Genomic DNA, 14,857 nt, shown 5'->3' with positions numbered 1-14,857 from the left:
CCCGCCACAGCGCCCTACCCTCCCACGTTGCGCCACAATCGGCCCATGCTGACCCTCCAAGACATCCGCGACGCCGCCACCCGCCTGCAAGGCCAGGTGCTGGACACCCCCTGTGTGGAATCCAAGACGCTCTCGCAGATCGTGGGCGCGCAGGTATTCCTCAAGTTCGAGAATCTGCAGTTCACCGCGTCGTTCAAGGAGCGGGGCGCCTGCAACCGGCTCACGCTGCTGACCGACGCGGAGCGAGCGCGCGGCGTGGTGGCCATGAGCGCGGGCAACCATGCGCAGGGCGTGGCCTACCACGCGCAGCGCCTGGGCCTGCGCGCGGTGATCGTGATGCCGCGCTTCACGCCCGGGGTGAAGGTGGAGCGCACACGCGGGTTCGGTGCCGAGGTGGTGCTGCATGGCGACACGCTGGAAGAAGCCCGTGCCCACGCCTACGCCCTGGCCGACGCGCAGGGGCTGACCTTTGTGCACCCGTATGACGATGAAGGCGTGGCCGCCGGCCAGGGCACGCTGGGCCTGGAGATGCTGCAGGCCGTGCCCGACCTCGAAACGCTGGTGATTGCCGTCGGCGGTGGCGGGCTGATCTCGGGCGTGGCCACGGCCGCCAAGGCGCTCAAGCCCGGCATCGAGATCGTGGGCGTGCAGACCGCACGCTTTCCGGCCATGGTCAACGCCGTCAAGGGCACGCACCACCCGCAGGGCACGTCAACAATAGCCGAGGGTATTGCCGTGGGCACGCCGGGCAAGATCACGCAGGAGATCGTCAAACGCCTGGTGGACGACCTGGTGCTGGTGGACGAGGGCGACATCGAGCAGGCGGTGCTGATGCTGCTGGAGATTGAAAAGACCCTGGTCGAAGGCGCAGGGGCTGCCGGCCTGGCCGCTCTGGTGCGCTACCCCGAACGCTTCAAGGGCAAGCGCGTCGGCCTGGTGCTGTGCGGCGGCAACATCGACCCGCTGCTGCTGGCGGCCATCATCGAGCGCGGCATGGTGCGCTCGGGGCGCCTGGCGCGCATCAAGGTCAGCGCACGCGATGTACCCGGCGTGCTGGCGCGCATCACCGCCACCGTGGCCGACGCGGGCGCCAACATCGAGGAAGTGCACCACCAGCGCGCCTTCACCATGCTGGCCGCACAGAACGTGGAGATCGAACTGGTGCTGCAAACCCGGGGCAAGACCCATGTCGATGAGGTGCTGGGACAGCTGCGGGCGGCGGGCATGCAGGCCGACCTGATTTGAGAGCCGGTTCATAGAGACCAGAGGGTTTTGCCCCTGCGCAGGTTCTCGCGGCTAGAATTGCGCAAGTTTTAAGCATCTGGAGCCCACCATGTCTGACCACAACACTTCGCACGCCTCTGCAACGCCATCGAACGACCCCGTGGAAAACGTCGTTCACGTGGTCCCCATGGTGCTGCCGGTGGTGGGCGGCATCATGATGTTCCTGCTGGCGTTCATTGCCGTGATGATGGCCTGACCGCTCCGGCAGGCATCCCCCACAGCCCCGCAGTGCGGGGCTTTTTTTCGTCCAGCCCCCACTCCCATCCTCGTTTGACCTGGAGAACCCCCATGAGACCCGGACACGCACTCGTCCTCTTTTCCGGAGGCCAGGACTCCACCACCTGCCTGGCCTGGGCGCTTGAACACTTCGCCCATGTGGAAACCATCGGCTTTGACTACGGCCAGCGCCACCACATTGAGCTGCAGGCGCGGCAGACGGTGCTGGCGTCGCTGCGCGCGCAGTTTCCGCAGTGGAACGCCCGGCTGGGCGACGACCACATGCTGGACCTGGCGGTGCTGGGCCACATCAGCGACACCGCGCTGACCAGCGACGCCGAGATCCAGATGACCGCCGCCGGCCTGCCCAACACCTTTGTGCCGGGGCGCAACCTGCTGTTCTTCCAGCTGGCCGCCGCCGTAGGCTACCGGCGCGGGCTGCACACCCTGGTGGGCGGCATGTGCGAGACCGATTTTTCGGGCTACCCCGATTGCCGCGACGACACGCTCAAGGCGCTGCAGGTGGCGGTGTCGCTGGGCATGGGCCAGCGGTTCACGTTCGAGACGCCCCTCATGTGGCTGGACAAGGCCGAGACCTGGGAGCTGGCGCGAACCCTGGGTGGGCAGGCGCTGGTCGATCTGATCGTGAACGACTCGCATACCTGCTACCACGGCGTGCGCGACACGTTGCATGCCTGGGGGTACGGCTGTGGCACTTGTCCGGCGTGTGCGCTGCGCAAGGCGGGCTTTGAGCGCTGGAGCGGTGCGGCGACCCAGCCCTAGCGCCACAGCCAGGCGTCTACCGGGCGTAGGATTGAATGCATAACCCCATGTTTTTTTTGCATGGTTTTGATCCCTGTCTGACAGACAAATGGGCGGCAGATTCATAAAATTGACATCCCAGCCGACCCGCGGAATCCGTGGAACTAGCCTCCACCCGTGGGGCTGACACACGCTCCCGCCCGCCGACTGAGCACGAAAGCCGTTTTTTCAAAGGCAGCGCTCAGCACCGCAATTGCGCCAGGCCTCGCCGTGACCCGTTCGGTCCGCTTCCTTTGAAAAAACGTTTTTTCAACTTAGGAAGCTCCCCGATGAACGCACCCACGATGCAGGGCCTGAATCTCAACGCCCCCGCTTACGTCAAAAACGCCCGGCTGCTCGCCTGGGTGGCCGACATGGCCGCCCTGTGCAAGCCCGACAACATCTACTGGTGCGATGGCTCCCAGGAAGAGTACGACCGCCTGTGCCAGCAACTGGTCGATGCCGGCACCTTCAAGAAGCTGAACCCCGCCAAGCGCCCCGGCAGCTTCCTGGCTTGGTCCGATCCATCGGACGTGGCCCGCGTGGAAGACCGCACCTACATCTGCTCGGCCGCCAAGGAAGACGCCGGCCCCACCAACAACTGGATGGCCCCCGCTGAAATGCGCGCCACCCTGCAGCCGCTGTTTGACGGCTGCATGAAGGGCCGCACCATGTACGTGGTGCCCTTCAGCATGGGCCCGTTGGGCAGCCACATTGCCCACATCGGCGTGGAACTGACCGACAGCGCTTACGTGGCCGTGAACCAGAAGCTCATGACCCGCATGGGCAAGGCCGTGTACGACGTGCTGGGCGTGGAAGGCGAGTTCGTGCCCTGCATGCACACCGTGGGCGCTCCCCTGGCCGAAGGCGAGAAGGACACGACGAGCTGGCCTTGCAACCCCAAGGTCAAGTACATCGTGCACTACCCCGAAACGCGCGAAATCTGGTCCTACGGCTCGGGCTACGGCGGCAACGCGCTGCTGGGCAAGAAGTGCCTGGCCCTGCGCATCGCCTCCACCATGGGCCGTGACCAGGGCTGGCTGGCCGAGCACATGCTCATCCTGGGCGTGACCAACCCCCAAGGCAAGAAGTACCACGTGGCAGCGGCCTTCCCCAGCGCCTGCGGCAAGACCAACTTCTCCATGCTGGTGCCGCCCGAGGCGGGCTTTGCCGGCTGGAAGGTCACCACCATCGGTGACGACATCGCCTGGATCAAGCCCCATGCCGACGGCAAGATGTACGCCATCAACCCCGAGGCTGGCTACTTTGGCGTGGCCCCCGGCACCAACATGCATACCAACCCCAACTGCATGCGCAGCCTGGACAAGGACGTGATCTTTACCAACGTGGCCCTGACGGACGACGGCGACGTGTGGTGGGAAGGCATGGAAAAGGACACGGGCAAGCTGCCCGACCACCTGATCGACTGGCAAGGCAAGGACTGGACGCCCCAGATCGCCAAGGAAACCGGCGCCAAGGCCGCCCACCCGAACTCGCGCTTCACCGTGGCCGCCACCAACAACCCAGCGCTCGACCCCCAGTGGGACGATGCCAATGGCGTGGCCATTGACGCCTTCATCTTCGGCGGCCGCCGCTCCACCACCGTGCCACTGGTGACCGAAGCCCGCACCTGGACCGAAGGCGTGTACATGGCAGCGACCATGGGTTCCGAAACCACCGCCGCCGCCTTTGGCGCCCAAGGCGTGGTGCGCCGCGACCCCTTCGCCATGCTGCCGTTCTGTGGCTACAACATGAGCGACTACTTCCAGCACTGGCTGAACATGGAAGGCCAAATTGCCGCCACCGGAAAGGCGCTGCCCAAGGTGTTCTGCGTGAACTGGTTCCGCAAGGATGAAGCCGGCAAGTTCGTCTGGCCCGGCTATGGCGACAACATGCGTGTGCTCAAGTGGATGATCGACCGCATCGAAGGCCAAGCCCAAGGCCAGGAAACCATGTTCGGCGTGGCCCCGCAGTACGCCGAGATCAACTGGACCGGGCTGGATTTCAATGCCCAGAAGTTCGACGCCGTGACCAGCATCGACAAGGCCGCATGGACGGAAGAGTTCAAGCTGCACACCGCCCACTTTGAGCAGCTGGCCTACCACCTGCCCCAGGCGCTGCTCGATACCAAGGCGCAACTGGAAAAGCGCCTGGCGGCCTGATACGCTCGTCTGATCCAGGAAGCTTCCCTACTCAAAGCCGTCCCGCACTCGCGGGGCGGCTTTTTTTCGCCCCCGCGCTGCAGCAACAGCAGCGGCCTGGAGCACCAGGAATGGGACATGACAAGCACAGACATAAAAAAAGCCGTGGCGTCTGCCACGGCTTTGAATGGGCTGGGTTGCGCAGTGTGCTGCGCTAAACCCTCAGTTCAGTAGTACTTGCGAATGCTGTCCACGGTGGGAATGCCCATCGCGTGGTTCAGCTCGGCCATGATGCGGGGGTCCTTCATGGCGACTTGCCAGGTGCGCTGATCTTCAGCGGCGCGGCGACGGTTTTCAGCCCAGGCCAGCGCGGAACCGCGCAGCGCCACACCGGCGCGACGGGCGGGGCTGGTCAGCAGGGCCAGCGCGGCAAAGGCCACGAGCCACAGCACCATCCAGGCGGCCAGCAGGTGGCCTTCGGTCCAGGTGTCGATGACTTGATTGGCAACCACCAGCAGCGCGGAGACCACGGCGGCCAGCAGCAAGGAGGCTGCGCCACGCGCGCCGTCAAAATGGGCGGCAGCGCTCTTCAGGGCGGCGGCAGCGTTTTCGGCGCGGACAACGCCGGGGTGTTCGGTGGGGTACTCAACGTGTGCAAAGGCGGTCATTTCGGTTTCCCTTTTCTAACGCTTGTGGCGAGATTGCCGGGCGATGGGGTGATATTAGGGTTTACCCTTTGCATGTTCAAGTTTATATTTTGAATCATTGATATTCATGTTTGTGATGAATATGCTGTTGGGGCGACCATGACTCCTTTGAACTTCCGCTCCCTGGACCTGAACCTGCTGCGCGTCTTTGACGAGGTGATGGCCGAGCGCAGCCTCACCCGGGCCGCGCACAAGCTCTCCATCACCCAGCCGGCCGTCAGCAACGCCATGCGGCGCCTGCGGGATGTAGTGGGGGATGAACTGGTGGTGCGCAGTGGCCAGGGCGTGGAGCCCACGCCACGCGCACTGGCCCTGTGGCCGCCGGTGCGCGAGGCTCTGGCCCATTTGCAGGAGTCCCTGGCGCCCGGTCACTTTGACCCGGCAACGGCGGAGTCCACCTTTGTGCTGGCCATGGCCGATGCCACGGCGGCGACGCTGGTGCCCGCCCTGGTGGAAATCATCGAGCGCGAAGCCCCTGGCATCTCCATCCGCGTGCTGCCACTCACCACGCGCGACCCCCGGCGCCTGCTGGAAGAAGAGGCGGCCGACATGGCCGTGGGCTACTTTCCCGCAGCGCTGGCCGACCTCACCGCGCGGGCGCAATCAGGCGGCGTAGTGGCCTTTGAAAGCCGCCGGCTGTACGACGGCGAATACGTGTGTGTGATGCGCCAGGGCCACCCTTTGGCCGACGCCCCGCTGACGCTGGACACCTACTGCGCAGCGCGGCACATGCTGGTGAGTTTCTCGGGTCGCCCTTTTGGCTTCATCGACGAAGCCCTGGCGTCGCTGGGCCGCGAGCGCAAGGTGGTGATCACGGTCAACCAGTTCTTCACGGCGGGGCGGGTGGTGTCGGGCTCGGACCTGCTGACCGTGCTGCCACGCCACTTTGTGCCGGTGACCGGCATTGCCGACGCCCTGGTGCAACGGGCCCTGCCGCTGGACGTTCCCGCCGTACACGTAGACGCCCTGTGGCGCCGCCGCGGCCCCCAGCAGGCCGCGATGACCTGGCTGCTGCAGGCCCTTGCGCGGTCAGCGCGGCGCACCTTCCCTGGGAAGGACCTGCACGGCACGCCGTAGACTGCACCCATCTGCCCTCCAGTCTGATGAATATCCAGCTTCTCTCTGACCTCCACCTGGAGGCTCACCCGCACTTTGTGCCCGAACCCGCCCCCGGCGCCGATGTGCTGGTGCTGGCGGGGGATGTGGGCTCCTACCAGCAAGGCTCCCAGCTGGGCGACGACGACTTCGGCCTGGCCCGGTTTTCGCCGCTGCCCCAGCATGGGGGCTGGCCGACCCCTGTGCTGTTTGTGCCCGGCAACCATGAGTACGACGCCCAGGACTTCGATGCCGCGCACCTGCGCCTGCGCCAGACCTGCGAGCGCCTGGGCATTGCGTGGCTGGAGCGTGAAGCCCTGGTGCTGCAAGGCGTGCGTTTTGTGGGCACGACGCTGTGGAGCGATTTCGACGCACTGGCCGACCATGAGGGCACGACCGACCTCACGCGCCGGCTCAAGCTGCGGGACAAGGCCTTTCGCGCGGCCAACTTCTACCTGCGCAAGACCGGTGGCACGCGCCACACAGAGCCGTTTCTGGCCGAGCCCATGCGCGAGCAGGCGCTGGTCTGCCAGCAGTGGCTGCGCGATGTGCTGCAGCAGCCGTTTGACGGCCCCACCGTGGTCGTCACCCACTTTGCACCCAGCCTGCGCAGCGCCGACCCCCGCTACGGCCTGGTGCCCGGCACAGCAGGGTTTTGCAACGCACTGGACGACCTGCTGATGCACACCCCGCTGTGGCTGCATGGCCACCTGCATGCGCCCAGCGACTACACCGCGCAGGGTCAGCGCAGCGACGGATCGCCCTGGCAGTGCCGGGTGGTGGCCAACCCGCTGGGTTACGCACGCAAGGGCGAGCAGGCAGCGTTTCAGCCGCGCTGCGTGGTCACCGTATGATCAGCATGCGGTTCGTACGAATCCGCCACGCGCCGAACAGAACAACATGACCCAGGTCAAGACAACAGGCACCCGCGCAGAGTAGTCTGCCCCATCCCTTTTCGGAGAACACCATGAATATCCTGCTTGCTGTCGATGGCAGCGCCTACACCAAGAAAATGCTGGCCTACCTGGCCACCCACGAAGAACTGCTGGGCGGCACCCACACCTACACCGTACTGACGGTGCAGGCCCCGCTGCCTCCCCGCGCCCGCGCCGCGCTGGGCAAGGAAGTGGTGGACAACTACCACGCCGAAGAAGCCGAAAAAATCCTCGCCCCTGTGTGCAAGTTCCTGGGCCGCCACGGCGTGGATGCCAAGCGCAGCGTCAAGGTCGGCACGGTGGGCGAAACCATCGCCAAGGTGGCAGACACCGGCAAGTTCGACCTGCTGGTCATGGGTTCGCACGGCCATGGCGCCATCGCCACGCTGGTGATGGGCTCGGTGACCACCCAGGTGCTGGCGCACAGCAAGGTGCCGCTGCTGATCGTTCGCTGAACGTCCAGCTCCGCTGCGCAACCGCGCAACACCATCCAAAAGCCCTGCCTTGCAGGGCTTTTTTTCATCTCGTTACGACTAAGTGGTTATTGAATAACCAATAAGTTTACTTTTGTACCAAATGGTTATACATTCGCGCCACGCCCATCTTGGCGTGTCAATTCCATCGAAACCGAGAGGAACGACCCATGAAGAAGACCCTGATTGCACTCGCTCTGACCGCAGGCGCCACCTTCAGCACCATGGCGCAAGACATCGTCGATACCGCCGTGAAGGCGGGCAACTTCAAGACCCTGGTGGCCGCCGTGCAGGCCGCCGGTCTGGTGGACACCCTCAAGGGCCCCGGCCCGTTCACGGTGTTTGCCCCTACCGACGAAGCGTTCGCCAAGATCCCCAAGGCCACGCTGGACGGCCTGCTGGCCGACAAGGCCGCATTGACCAAGGTGCTGACCTACCACGTGGTGCCCGGCAAGGTCATGGCCAGCGACGTGAAGGCCGGCAAGGTCAAGACCGTGCAAGGCCAGGAACTCACAGTGAGCACGAGCATGGGCGTGATGGTCGACCAGTCCAAGGTCATTGCCACCGACGTGGCCGCCAGCAACGGCGTGATCCATGCGATCGACACGGTGCTGATGCCCAAGTAAGCCACCGGCACCACCGCTCTTTTCACCCACCATCCATTCACGAGGAGAAGCCGCCATGAACACCGTATTCAATCGCCGCACCGTCCTGATGGCTGCCGCCCTGGGCGCCAGCGCCACCCTGCTGCAAGCCTGTGGGGGCGGAGACGACGAGCCCCAGCGCAACATCGTCGAGCTGGCCCAAAACACCCCCGAGCTGAGCATCCTGGTCGAAGCCGTGGTCGCTGCGGGCCTCGCGCCCACGCTGAGCACGGGCACGCTCACCGTGTTCGCACCCACCAACGCAGCGTTTGCCGCGTTGCTGACCGAACTGGGTGTGACCAAGGAAGCGCTGCTGGCCAACAAGCCCCTGCTGACTGCCGTGCTCACCTACCACGTGCTGGGCAGCAAGGTGATGCGGGCCGATGTGCCCTTGGGCAAGGCGATCACGCCGGTGTCGGGCGGCTTCTTCAAGATCGAGTCGAACAACGGCCTGAAGATCACCGACGGCCGCAATCGCGTGAGCACCATCACCAGCACCGACATCCAGGCCAGCAACGGCGTGGTGCATCTGGTGGACAAGGTGCTGCTGCCCGCCGACAAGGACATCGTGGCCACCGCCTCGGCGCTGCCCGACTTCAGCATCCTCGTCGAGGCCGTAGTGGCTGCCGGGCTGGTGAGCACACTGCAAGGCGCTGGTCCCTTCACCGTGTTTGCTCCTACCAACGCGGCGTTTGCAGCGCTGCTGACCGAGCTGGGCGTGACCAAGGACGCGCTGCTGGCCAACAAGACGTTGCTGACCCAGGTACTGACCTACCACGTGGTGCCCGCGCGCGTGCTCAAGGCCGAAGTGCCCGTGAACACCGCCATCACCACCGTGCAGGGCCAGACCTTCACCATCAACTCCAGCTTGGTGATCACCGACCAGAACATGCGCACCAGCAACATCGTGGCTACCGACGTATTCACCAAGAATGGCGTGATCCACGTGGTGGACAAGGTGATCCTGCCGAAGTGACAGGATCCCAGGTGCTGCGCGCCCCCACCGGCGCAGCACCCACACAGCAAAAAGCCCGGCACGCCGGGCTTTTTTTATGGGTGCGGTTGATTGGGCCGCCCAGTCAACGCGCTGCCAGCCCGTCAAAACAGGTGCGCACCACCAGGTCCACGATTTCGGCGTCCGAATACTGCCCGCCTTCCTTGAGGAAGCTCACTACCGGGTCGCAGGCGCGCGCATACAGCGTGTAGAGCACCACCAGCGGCGGCAGCGTGGGGCTGATCACCCCCTGGGCCTGGGCCTGGGTGATCCACTCCCCGATCTGGTCGCTCACTGCCACCAGCCCGTTCAGATAGTCCTTGTTGGCCATGAGCACGGCACGCAGCGTGGAGTTGCGGCTGGGCAGCAGGGGCATCTCGTTGGTCAGCAGACGTTCCAGCGACCAGCGCACCAGCGCATGCAGCTTCTCCAGCGGCGGCATGTCCGCGGGCAGGCCCGCCAGGTAGGTCTGCACCCGCCCCAGAATCTGCACCATGGCGGCACTGCACAGCTCTTCCTTGCTGCAGAAATGCTTGTACAGGCTGGCCTTGGCGATGCCGACGGCGTTGGCCACGTCGTCCATGGTCATGGCGTCGAAGGCCTTTTCACCCAGCAGGCGGCAGGCGGACTGGAGGATGGCATCCTCGCGGGCCTGGTGCATCTGCTCCTTGAACGAAACTTTGGGTTGCGGCGTTTGCATGGCGTCCATTTTATACATTGCAGTAAAAAAATAAATGACGAAGTTGCAATGCAACTACGTCGTTCACGTTTTTGACAGCACAAAACGTGCCGCGCACCCCGCCGCAGGGGCACAGCCAGACGGCCTTTGAACAGGTTCTTAGGACACCAGCGCCTGGGCTGCAGCGCTCGTCAGTGCCGACGACAACGCATCCAGCAGCTCGGACTCCAGGTTCCAGCAATGCCAGTACAGCTGGATCGGCAGCGACCGGCCGGGGGCCAGGTCCACCATGCTGCCGTCGGCCAGCGCCTGCCGCGCCATCAGCTCGGGCATCACCCCCACGGCCCAGCCAGCGGCCACCGCGCGCATCTGCGCCTCGGAGCCCGGCACAAACAGGTGGTTGAGCGCCACGCGCTTGAGCCCGAACGCACGGGCCACAAACTCGGCCGCCATGTCGTCCTTGCGGTTGAACGACAAAAACGACACATCGCGGAAGTTGTGGGGCGTCAGCCCCTGCGGCAGGTACTGCTGTGCGTAACTGGCCGACGCTACCGCCACATAGGGCATGGCCCCCAGCGGCACCATCTTGCAGCCACGCAGCGCCTGCTTGAGCGTGGTCACGCAGCCCAGCACCTGGCCCGAGCGCAGCCATTCCTGCGTGAAGTCTTGGTCGTCCACGATGATTTCGAGCGGCAGGCGCTGGCGCACCAGGTCGTGCAGCGCGCCCATGGCCCAGGTGGCGATGCTGTCGGCGTTGATGGCGATCGAGATGCGCTCGTCCTCGCGCGAGCCCCCTGGCGCACTGGGCGCCAGCTCCTGCAGGTCGCGCTCCAGGTCGGCGCGCAGCAGGCGCATCTGCTTGGTGTGCTTGAGCAGCAGCTGCCCGGCCGACGTGGGCCGCAGCGGGCGGCTGCGCACGATGAGCACCGAGCCCACCTGCGCCTCCAGCGCACGCAGGCGCTGCGAGACGGCCGACTGCGTGACATTGAGGCGCTGCGCAGCGCGCTCGAAGCCGCCCTCTTCAACGATGGCGGCAAGGCATTCCAGGGCGGCGGGATCGTAGGTGCTCATGGTCTCGAACTCGAACAAAAGAGGGTTGTCTCCGCAGCGCTATTCATTAGGTGCGCTGATGTTTTTGGAGTAAGTTTAATTTTGCTTTTAGTTGAATGCAATGTCGCGCACACTCCGCCCCATCGTGTCCCGCACTGGGGCGTGTGGCACGCAAAGGCTCACAAGGCATTCCGCATATGAAAACCATTGTTCTCGGCGCCGGCATCATCGGCATCAGCACAGCGTGGCACCTGCTGGAACGCGGTCACGAAGTCATCGTGATCGACCGCCAGCCCGATGCAGCACTCGAAACCAGTTTTGCCAACGCGGCGCAGATCTCGGTGAGCTACTGCGAGCCCTGGGCCAACCGCGAGGCGCCGCTCAAGGCGCTCAAGTGGATGTTCGACAAGGAAGCGCCGCTGCTGTTTCGCCCGCAGATGGACTGGCAGCAATGGCGCTGGGGCCTGCAGTTCCTGGCGCAGTGCAACGATGCGGCCTTCGAGCGCAATGTGCAGCAGATTGTGGCGCTGGGCGCCTACAGCCATGCCGCGCTGAAGGACCTGGTGAAAACCACCGGCATCGAATACAACCGGCTCGAACGCGGCATTGCCCACTTCTACACCGACCAGAAATCGTTCGACGCCGCAGGCCATGCTGTGGAGCTGATGCGCAAGCACGGCGTGCAGCGCCGCCTGGTGAGCCGCGACGAGCTGCTCAAGATCGAACCGGCCTTCAAGGCCTACGGCGACAAGATCACCGGCGGCACCTACACCAGCACTGACGAGAGCGGCGATGCACGGGCTTTCACCCAAGAACTGGCCCGCCGCTGCGCGGCACGGGGCGTGCAGTTCCTGTACGGCCACGATGTGCTGCGGCTGAACAAGATTGGCAATGCTATTGATTCAGTAGCAGTCATGCCAAATTCCACTAGCGCAAGCGGCAAAAAAGACTTCATATTGAAGGCGGACGCCATTGTGGTGGCCTGTGGCTCGTACAGCGCGCCGCTGCTGCGCAGCGTGGGCGTGGACCTGCCGATCTACCCCGGCAAGGGCTACAGCGCGACCTTCCCGCTGCTCAAGCCCGAGGGTGCGCCCATGGTCTCCACCATTGACGACGGCAAGAAGATCGCCATGAGCCGCCTGGGCAACTTCCTGCGCGTGGCGGGCACCATCGAACTGAATGGCTGGGACCTGACCCTCGACAGCTCGCTGGCCCGCGCCCGCTGCCACATGCTCTCGCGCCGCATTGAGGCCATCCTTCCCGGCGTGTGCGACACCCGCACGCCCGAGGAAGGCGGCAACCCGCAGTACTGGACCGGCCTGCGCCCCGCCACGCCCACCAACATCCCGTTCATCGGCCGCACCCGCGTGGGCAAGCTCTGGGTGAACGCGGGCCACGGCACACTGGGCTGGACGCACGGTGCGGGCTCGGGCAAGGCCCTGGCCGAGCTGATCAGCGGCGAGCAGCCTGCGATGAACTTCGGCTTTCTGGGGGCCGAAGCCGTGCGCGCGCCGCGCACCGTAGTCGCGGCCTGATAGGCGGCGCCCACAGCGCGCCTGCAGACACGGGCCGGTGCCGCTACGATGCCGGCCATGTCTGCACCCCATTACCTCTTCCTCACCACCTCCACCCGCGAACCCGGCCACCTCGGCAACACCGAATGGCTGGCGCGGCAGGCCGCTGCCGCCCTGCCTGCGGGCACGGAGCAAACCTGGCACCACTTGGCGCGCATGCAGTTGCCGCCCTTTGTGGACCAGCGCCACACCACCGGCACCTACGCACCGCCTGAGGGCGACATGAAAACCCTGCTGGACGCCACGCTGGCCGCCAGCCACATCGTTTGGGTGGCGCCGGTGTACTGGTACAGCATCCCCTCGCCGCTCAAGACCTACCTTGACCACTGGAGCGCCTGGATGCGCGTGCCGGGCCTGGACTTCAAGGACGCCATGGGCCGCAAGACCCTGTCGCTCATCACCACCAGCGGCGACCGCACCAAGGCCCAGCCCATGATCGATTCGGTGGCGCTGTGTGCGCAGTTCCTGTCCATGACCTGGGGCGGTGCGCTGTGGGGCAAGGGCGGCCCCCCGGGCGCCGTGCAGGCCGACGCGCAGGCGGTGGAGGCGGCCAGCCGCTTCTTTGCTACGCCCGCTGCGAGCTGATCTCAGCGGTCCAGCGAAGCACGCTGGGCCACTATGCCCAGCCACTCATGCAGCGCCAGGCTGCTGTCGGACAGCGCCGAGGCGCGCGGCAGCACGCGATACAGCTTGCGCGCCTGCCCCCCTTTGAAGCCCATGGGCGCAGGCAGTACCTGCAGCCCGGCCTGCTCAAAGTCCCGGGCGGCACGCACCATGTGCCAGCCGTGGGTAACGAGCGCAATGCGCTCGATGCCCGCGGCCTTGAGCAGGACGGCCGACCTGGTGGCGTTGTTGCGGGTGTCGAGGGACTCCACTTCGGTCCAGCGCACCCGGCCTTTGAACTCCCGCTCCACCACATCCTTCATCACCAGGGCCTCGGCCCGTGTGCCGCCCGTGGAGCCCCCGGTGGCCAGAATGGGCAAACCCGTCTGCTGCTGCAGGTAGGCGGCATAGCGCACCCGTTCGCGCGCACCCCGGCTGAGCACGTCCACCCCGTATTCGGGCGCCACGGTGTCGGCGCCGCCACCCAGCACCACGATGGCCTGCACCTTCGCCTCGGGCAGCTGGCGCGGCGTGACGGCGGGGTAGCGCTCCAGGCTGCGCACCAGCGCGTCCGACACCGGCGGCCAGGACAGCACCAGCACTGATAGCAGCGACAGCACCACCAGCGTATTGCCCGTGCGACGGTGGTAGCGCGCCAGCCACAGGCCGAACAGCGCCAGCACGATGCTGGACACCGGCGGCAACAGCAGCGCAGACAGAATTTTCTTGAGGGCAAACAACATGGAGAAAAAAGGCAGCGTTCATGCCCCGGCGCGGTGGCTGGGCAAAGCGGGGTCCAAAGGGTCAGTGCAGCGTGCGCCGCTGGGCCAGAAAATCTAGCAGCGCTGCGTCAAAGCCTTCAGGGTCTTCCAGCTGGGGCCAATGCCCCACATGCGGCAGCAGCTCCATCTGCGCATCCGGCAGCACCTGGGCCAGGGCCTGCAGGGCCGCGGGCGGCGTGCAACGGTCCTGTTCGCCCCCCACCAGCAACACCGGCATGGCCAGATGCGCCAGCGCGGCGGCCCCCCGGTCAAACGTGGGCAGGGCGTCCAGGGCGCGGCGGTAGGCACCCGGAAACACCCGCCCCAACGCATGGCCCGCCAGCCGCACGCCTTCGGGCAGGGCACCGGTGCCGATGCACTGCGGCACCAGGGTCTGGGCCAATTGCTCCATGCTGCCGCCCGCGTCCAGGGCCTTGAGGGCCTGCTCGCGCGGTGCCACCCAGTCTTGCACGGCCTGGGCATCCAGCGCCGGACCACCCGCGCACAGCACCATGCGACGCACCCGTGACGCATCGCGCACGGCGGCCTCCAGCGCCACCATGGCGCCCATGCCATGGCCCACGAGCGTGACCGGGCCGCAGCGCAGGGCATCGATCAGCGCCAGGCAGCTCTGCGCCAGCGCCTTGAAGGTGTAGGGCTCCACGGGCGCGCTGCGGCCATAGCCGGGCATGTCCCAGGCCACGGCACGGTACCCCATCGTGGCCAGGGTCTCCACCTGGGGCGCAAAGGTGAGGTGGTCGCCGTCGGCATCGTGCAGCATGAGCACGGTGGGGCCGAAGCCCAGGGTGGTGAAGGTCGGAAGCGAAGCAGCCATGCGGTGACAAGCAGAAGTAAACCCCGCAACAGCGCGGCGGAAGGTGGCGCCTGATAATAGGTCCT

Annotated in this window: 16 protein-coding genes; 11 read left to right on the top strand and 5 right to left on the bottom strand. The window is 65.7% G+C overall.

Annotated elements, in window-relative coordinates; translation table 11 throughout:
• Positions 1-45: 45 nt before the first annotated feature.
• The 4 genes from C8C99_RS15715 to C8C99_RS15705 all read left to right on the top strand — a co-directional run bounded on the left by C8C99_RS15715 (position 46) and on the right by C8C99_RS15705 (position 4,463).
• A complete protein-coding gene (locus C8C99_RS15715; protein WP_108626246.1) occupies positions 46-1,245 on the top strand; it encodes a threonine ammonia-lyase in 1,200 nt (399 codons plus the stop codon).
• Positions 1,246-1,333: 88 nt separating this feature from the next.
• Complete coding sequence (locus tag C8C99_RS24055) at positions 1,334-1,480, top strand: hypothetical protein (RefSeq protein WP_199226430.1); 147 nt, start codon at positions 1,334-1,336, stop codon at positions 1,478-1,480.
• A 92-nt stretch (positions 1,481-1,572) separates the two neighbouring features.
• Positions 1,573-2,283 carry a 7-cyano-7-deazaguanine synthase QueC gene (gene queC, locus C8C99_RS15710; RefSeq protein WP_108626245.1) on the top strand — a complete coding sequence of 237 codons (711 nt, stop codon included), beginning with the start codon at positions 1,573-1,575 and terminating at the stop codon, positions 2,281-2,283.
• Between the two features lie 308 nt (positions 2,284-2,591).
• Positions 2,592-4,463 carry a phosphoenolpyruvate carboxykinase (GTP) gene (locus C8C99_RS15705; protein ID WP_108626244.1) on the top strand — a complete coding sequence of 624 codons (1,872 nt, stop codon included), beginning with the start codon at positions 2,592-2,594 and terminating at the stop codon, positions 4,461-4,463.
• A gap of 206 nt (positions 4,464-4,669) precedes the next feature.
• On the opposite strand, the gene C8C99_RS15700 is transcribed toward C8C99_RS15705, so the two are convergent.
• The gene (locus C8C99_RS15700) at positions 4,670-5,110 is read right to left on the bottom strand and encodes a hypothetical protein (protein ID WP_108626243.1); all 441 of its coding nucleotides are present in this window, start codon (positions 5,108-5,110) and stop codon (positions 4,670-4,672) included.
• A gap of 138 nt (positions 5,111-5,248) precedes the next feature.
• Here C8C99_RS15700 and C8C99_RS15695 point away from each other — a divergent pair, with 138 nt between their 5' ends.
• The 5 genes from C8C99_RS15695 (at position 5,249) to C8C99_RS15675 (ending at position 9,272) form a co-directional block, all read left to right on the top strand.
• Complete coding sequence (locus C8C99_RS15695) at positions 5,249-6,226, top strand: LysR family transcriptional regulator (RefSeq protein ID WP_108626242.1); 978 nt, start codon at positions 5,249-5,251, stop codon at positions 6,224-6,226.
• Positions 6,227-6,252: 26 nt separating this feature from the next.
• Positions 6,253-7,098 carry a metallophosphoesterase gene (locus tag C8C99_RS15690; protein WP_108626241.1) on the top strand — a complete coding sequence of 282 codons (846 nt, stop codon included), beginning with the start codon at positions 6,253-6,255 and terminating at the stop codon, positions 7,096-7,098.
• A 113-nt stretch (positions 7,099-7,211) separates the two neighbouring features.
• A complete protein-coding gene (locus C8C99_RS15685; RefSeq protein WP_108626240.1) occupies positions 7,212-7,634 on the top strand; it encodes a universal stress protein in 423 nt (140 codons plus the stop codon).
• Between the two features lie 188 nt (positions 7,635-7,822).
• Positions 7,823-8,278: a fasciclin domain-containing protein gene (locus tag C8C99_RS15680; protein ID WP_108626239.1), complete on the top strand. Its 456-nt coding sequence runs from the start codon at positions 7,823-7,825 to the stop codon at positions 8,276-8,278.
• 55 nt (positions 8,279-8,333) lie between these two features.
• Positions 8,334-9,272, top strand: coding sequence for a fasciclin domain-containing protein (locus C8C99_RS15675; protein ID WP_108626238.1), 939 nt, complete (start codon positions 8,334-8,336; stop codon positions 9,270-9,272).
• Between the two features lie 103 nt (positions 9,273-9,375).
• Here the strand turns inward: C8C99_RS15675 and C8C99_RS15670 are convergent, their stop codons facing one another.
• Positions 9,376-9,999, bottom strand: a complete 624-nt coding sequence (locus tag C8C99_RS15670) for a TetR/AcrR family transcriptional regulator (RefSeq protein ID WP_108626237.1) — start codon at positions 9,997-9,999, stop codon at positions 9,376-9,378.
• Positions 10,000-10,128: 129 nt separating this feature from the next.
• Complete coding sequence (locus C8C99_RS15665) at positions 10,129-11,040, bottom strand: LysR family transcriptional regulator ArgP (protein ID WP_108627198.1); 912 nt, start codon at positions 11,038-11,040, stop codon at positions 10,129-10,131.
• Positions 11,041-11,216: 176 nt separating this feature from the next.
• Here C8C99_RS15665 and C8C99_RS15660 point away from each other — a divergent pair, with 176 nt between their 5' ends.
• Positions 11,217-12,554 (top strand): D-amino acid dehydrogenase, encoded by a 1,338-nt coding sequence (locus C8C99_RS15660; protein WP_108626236.1) that lies wholly within the window; start codon positions 11,217-11,219, stop codon positions 12,552-12,554.
• A 48-nt stretch (positions 12,555-12,602) separates the two neighbouring features.
• Positions 12,603-13,178, top strand: a complete 576-nt coding sequence (locus C8C99_RS15655; RefSeq protein WP_056643403.1) for a flavodoxin family protein — start codon at positions 12,603-12,605, stop codon at positions 13,176-13,178.
• A gap of 2 nt (positions 13,179-13,180) precedes the next feature.
• Here the strand turns inward: C8C99_RS15655 and C8C99_RS15650 are convergent, their stop codons facing one another.
• Positions 13,181-13,939 carry a YdcF family protein gene (locus C8C99_RS15650; protein WP_056643407.1) on the bottom strand — a complete coding sequence of 253 codons (759 nt, stop codon included), beginning with the start codon at positions 13,937-13,939 and terminating at the stop codon, positions 13,181-13,183.
• 61 nt (positions 13,940-14,000) lie between these two features.
• On the bottom strand, positions 14,001-14,792 hold the full coding sequence (locus C8C99_RS15645) for an alpha/beta fold hydrolase (RefSeq protein ID WP_108626235.1): 792 nt from the start codon (positions 14,790-14,792) through the stop codon (positions 14,001-14,003).
• Positions 14,793-14,857: the final 65 nt, after the last annotated feature.

It is taken from the genome of Acidovorax sp. 107, from assembly GCF_003058055.1.
Lineage (GTDB): Bacteria > Pseudomonadota > Gammaproteobacteria > Burkholderiales > Burkholderiaceae_C > Acidovorax.
This window is presented reverse-complemented; position numbering and strand designations above follow the sequence as displayed.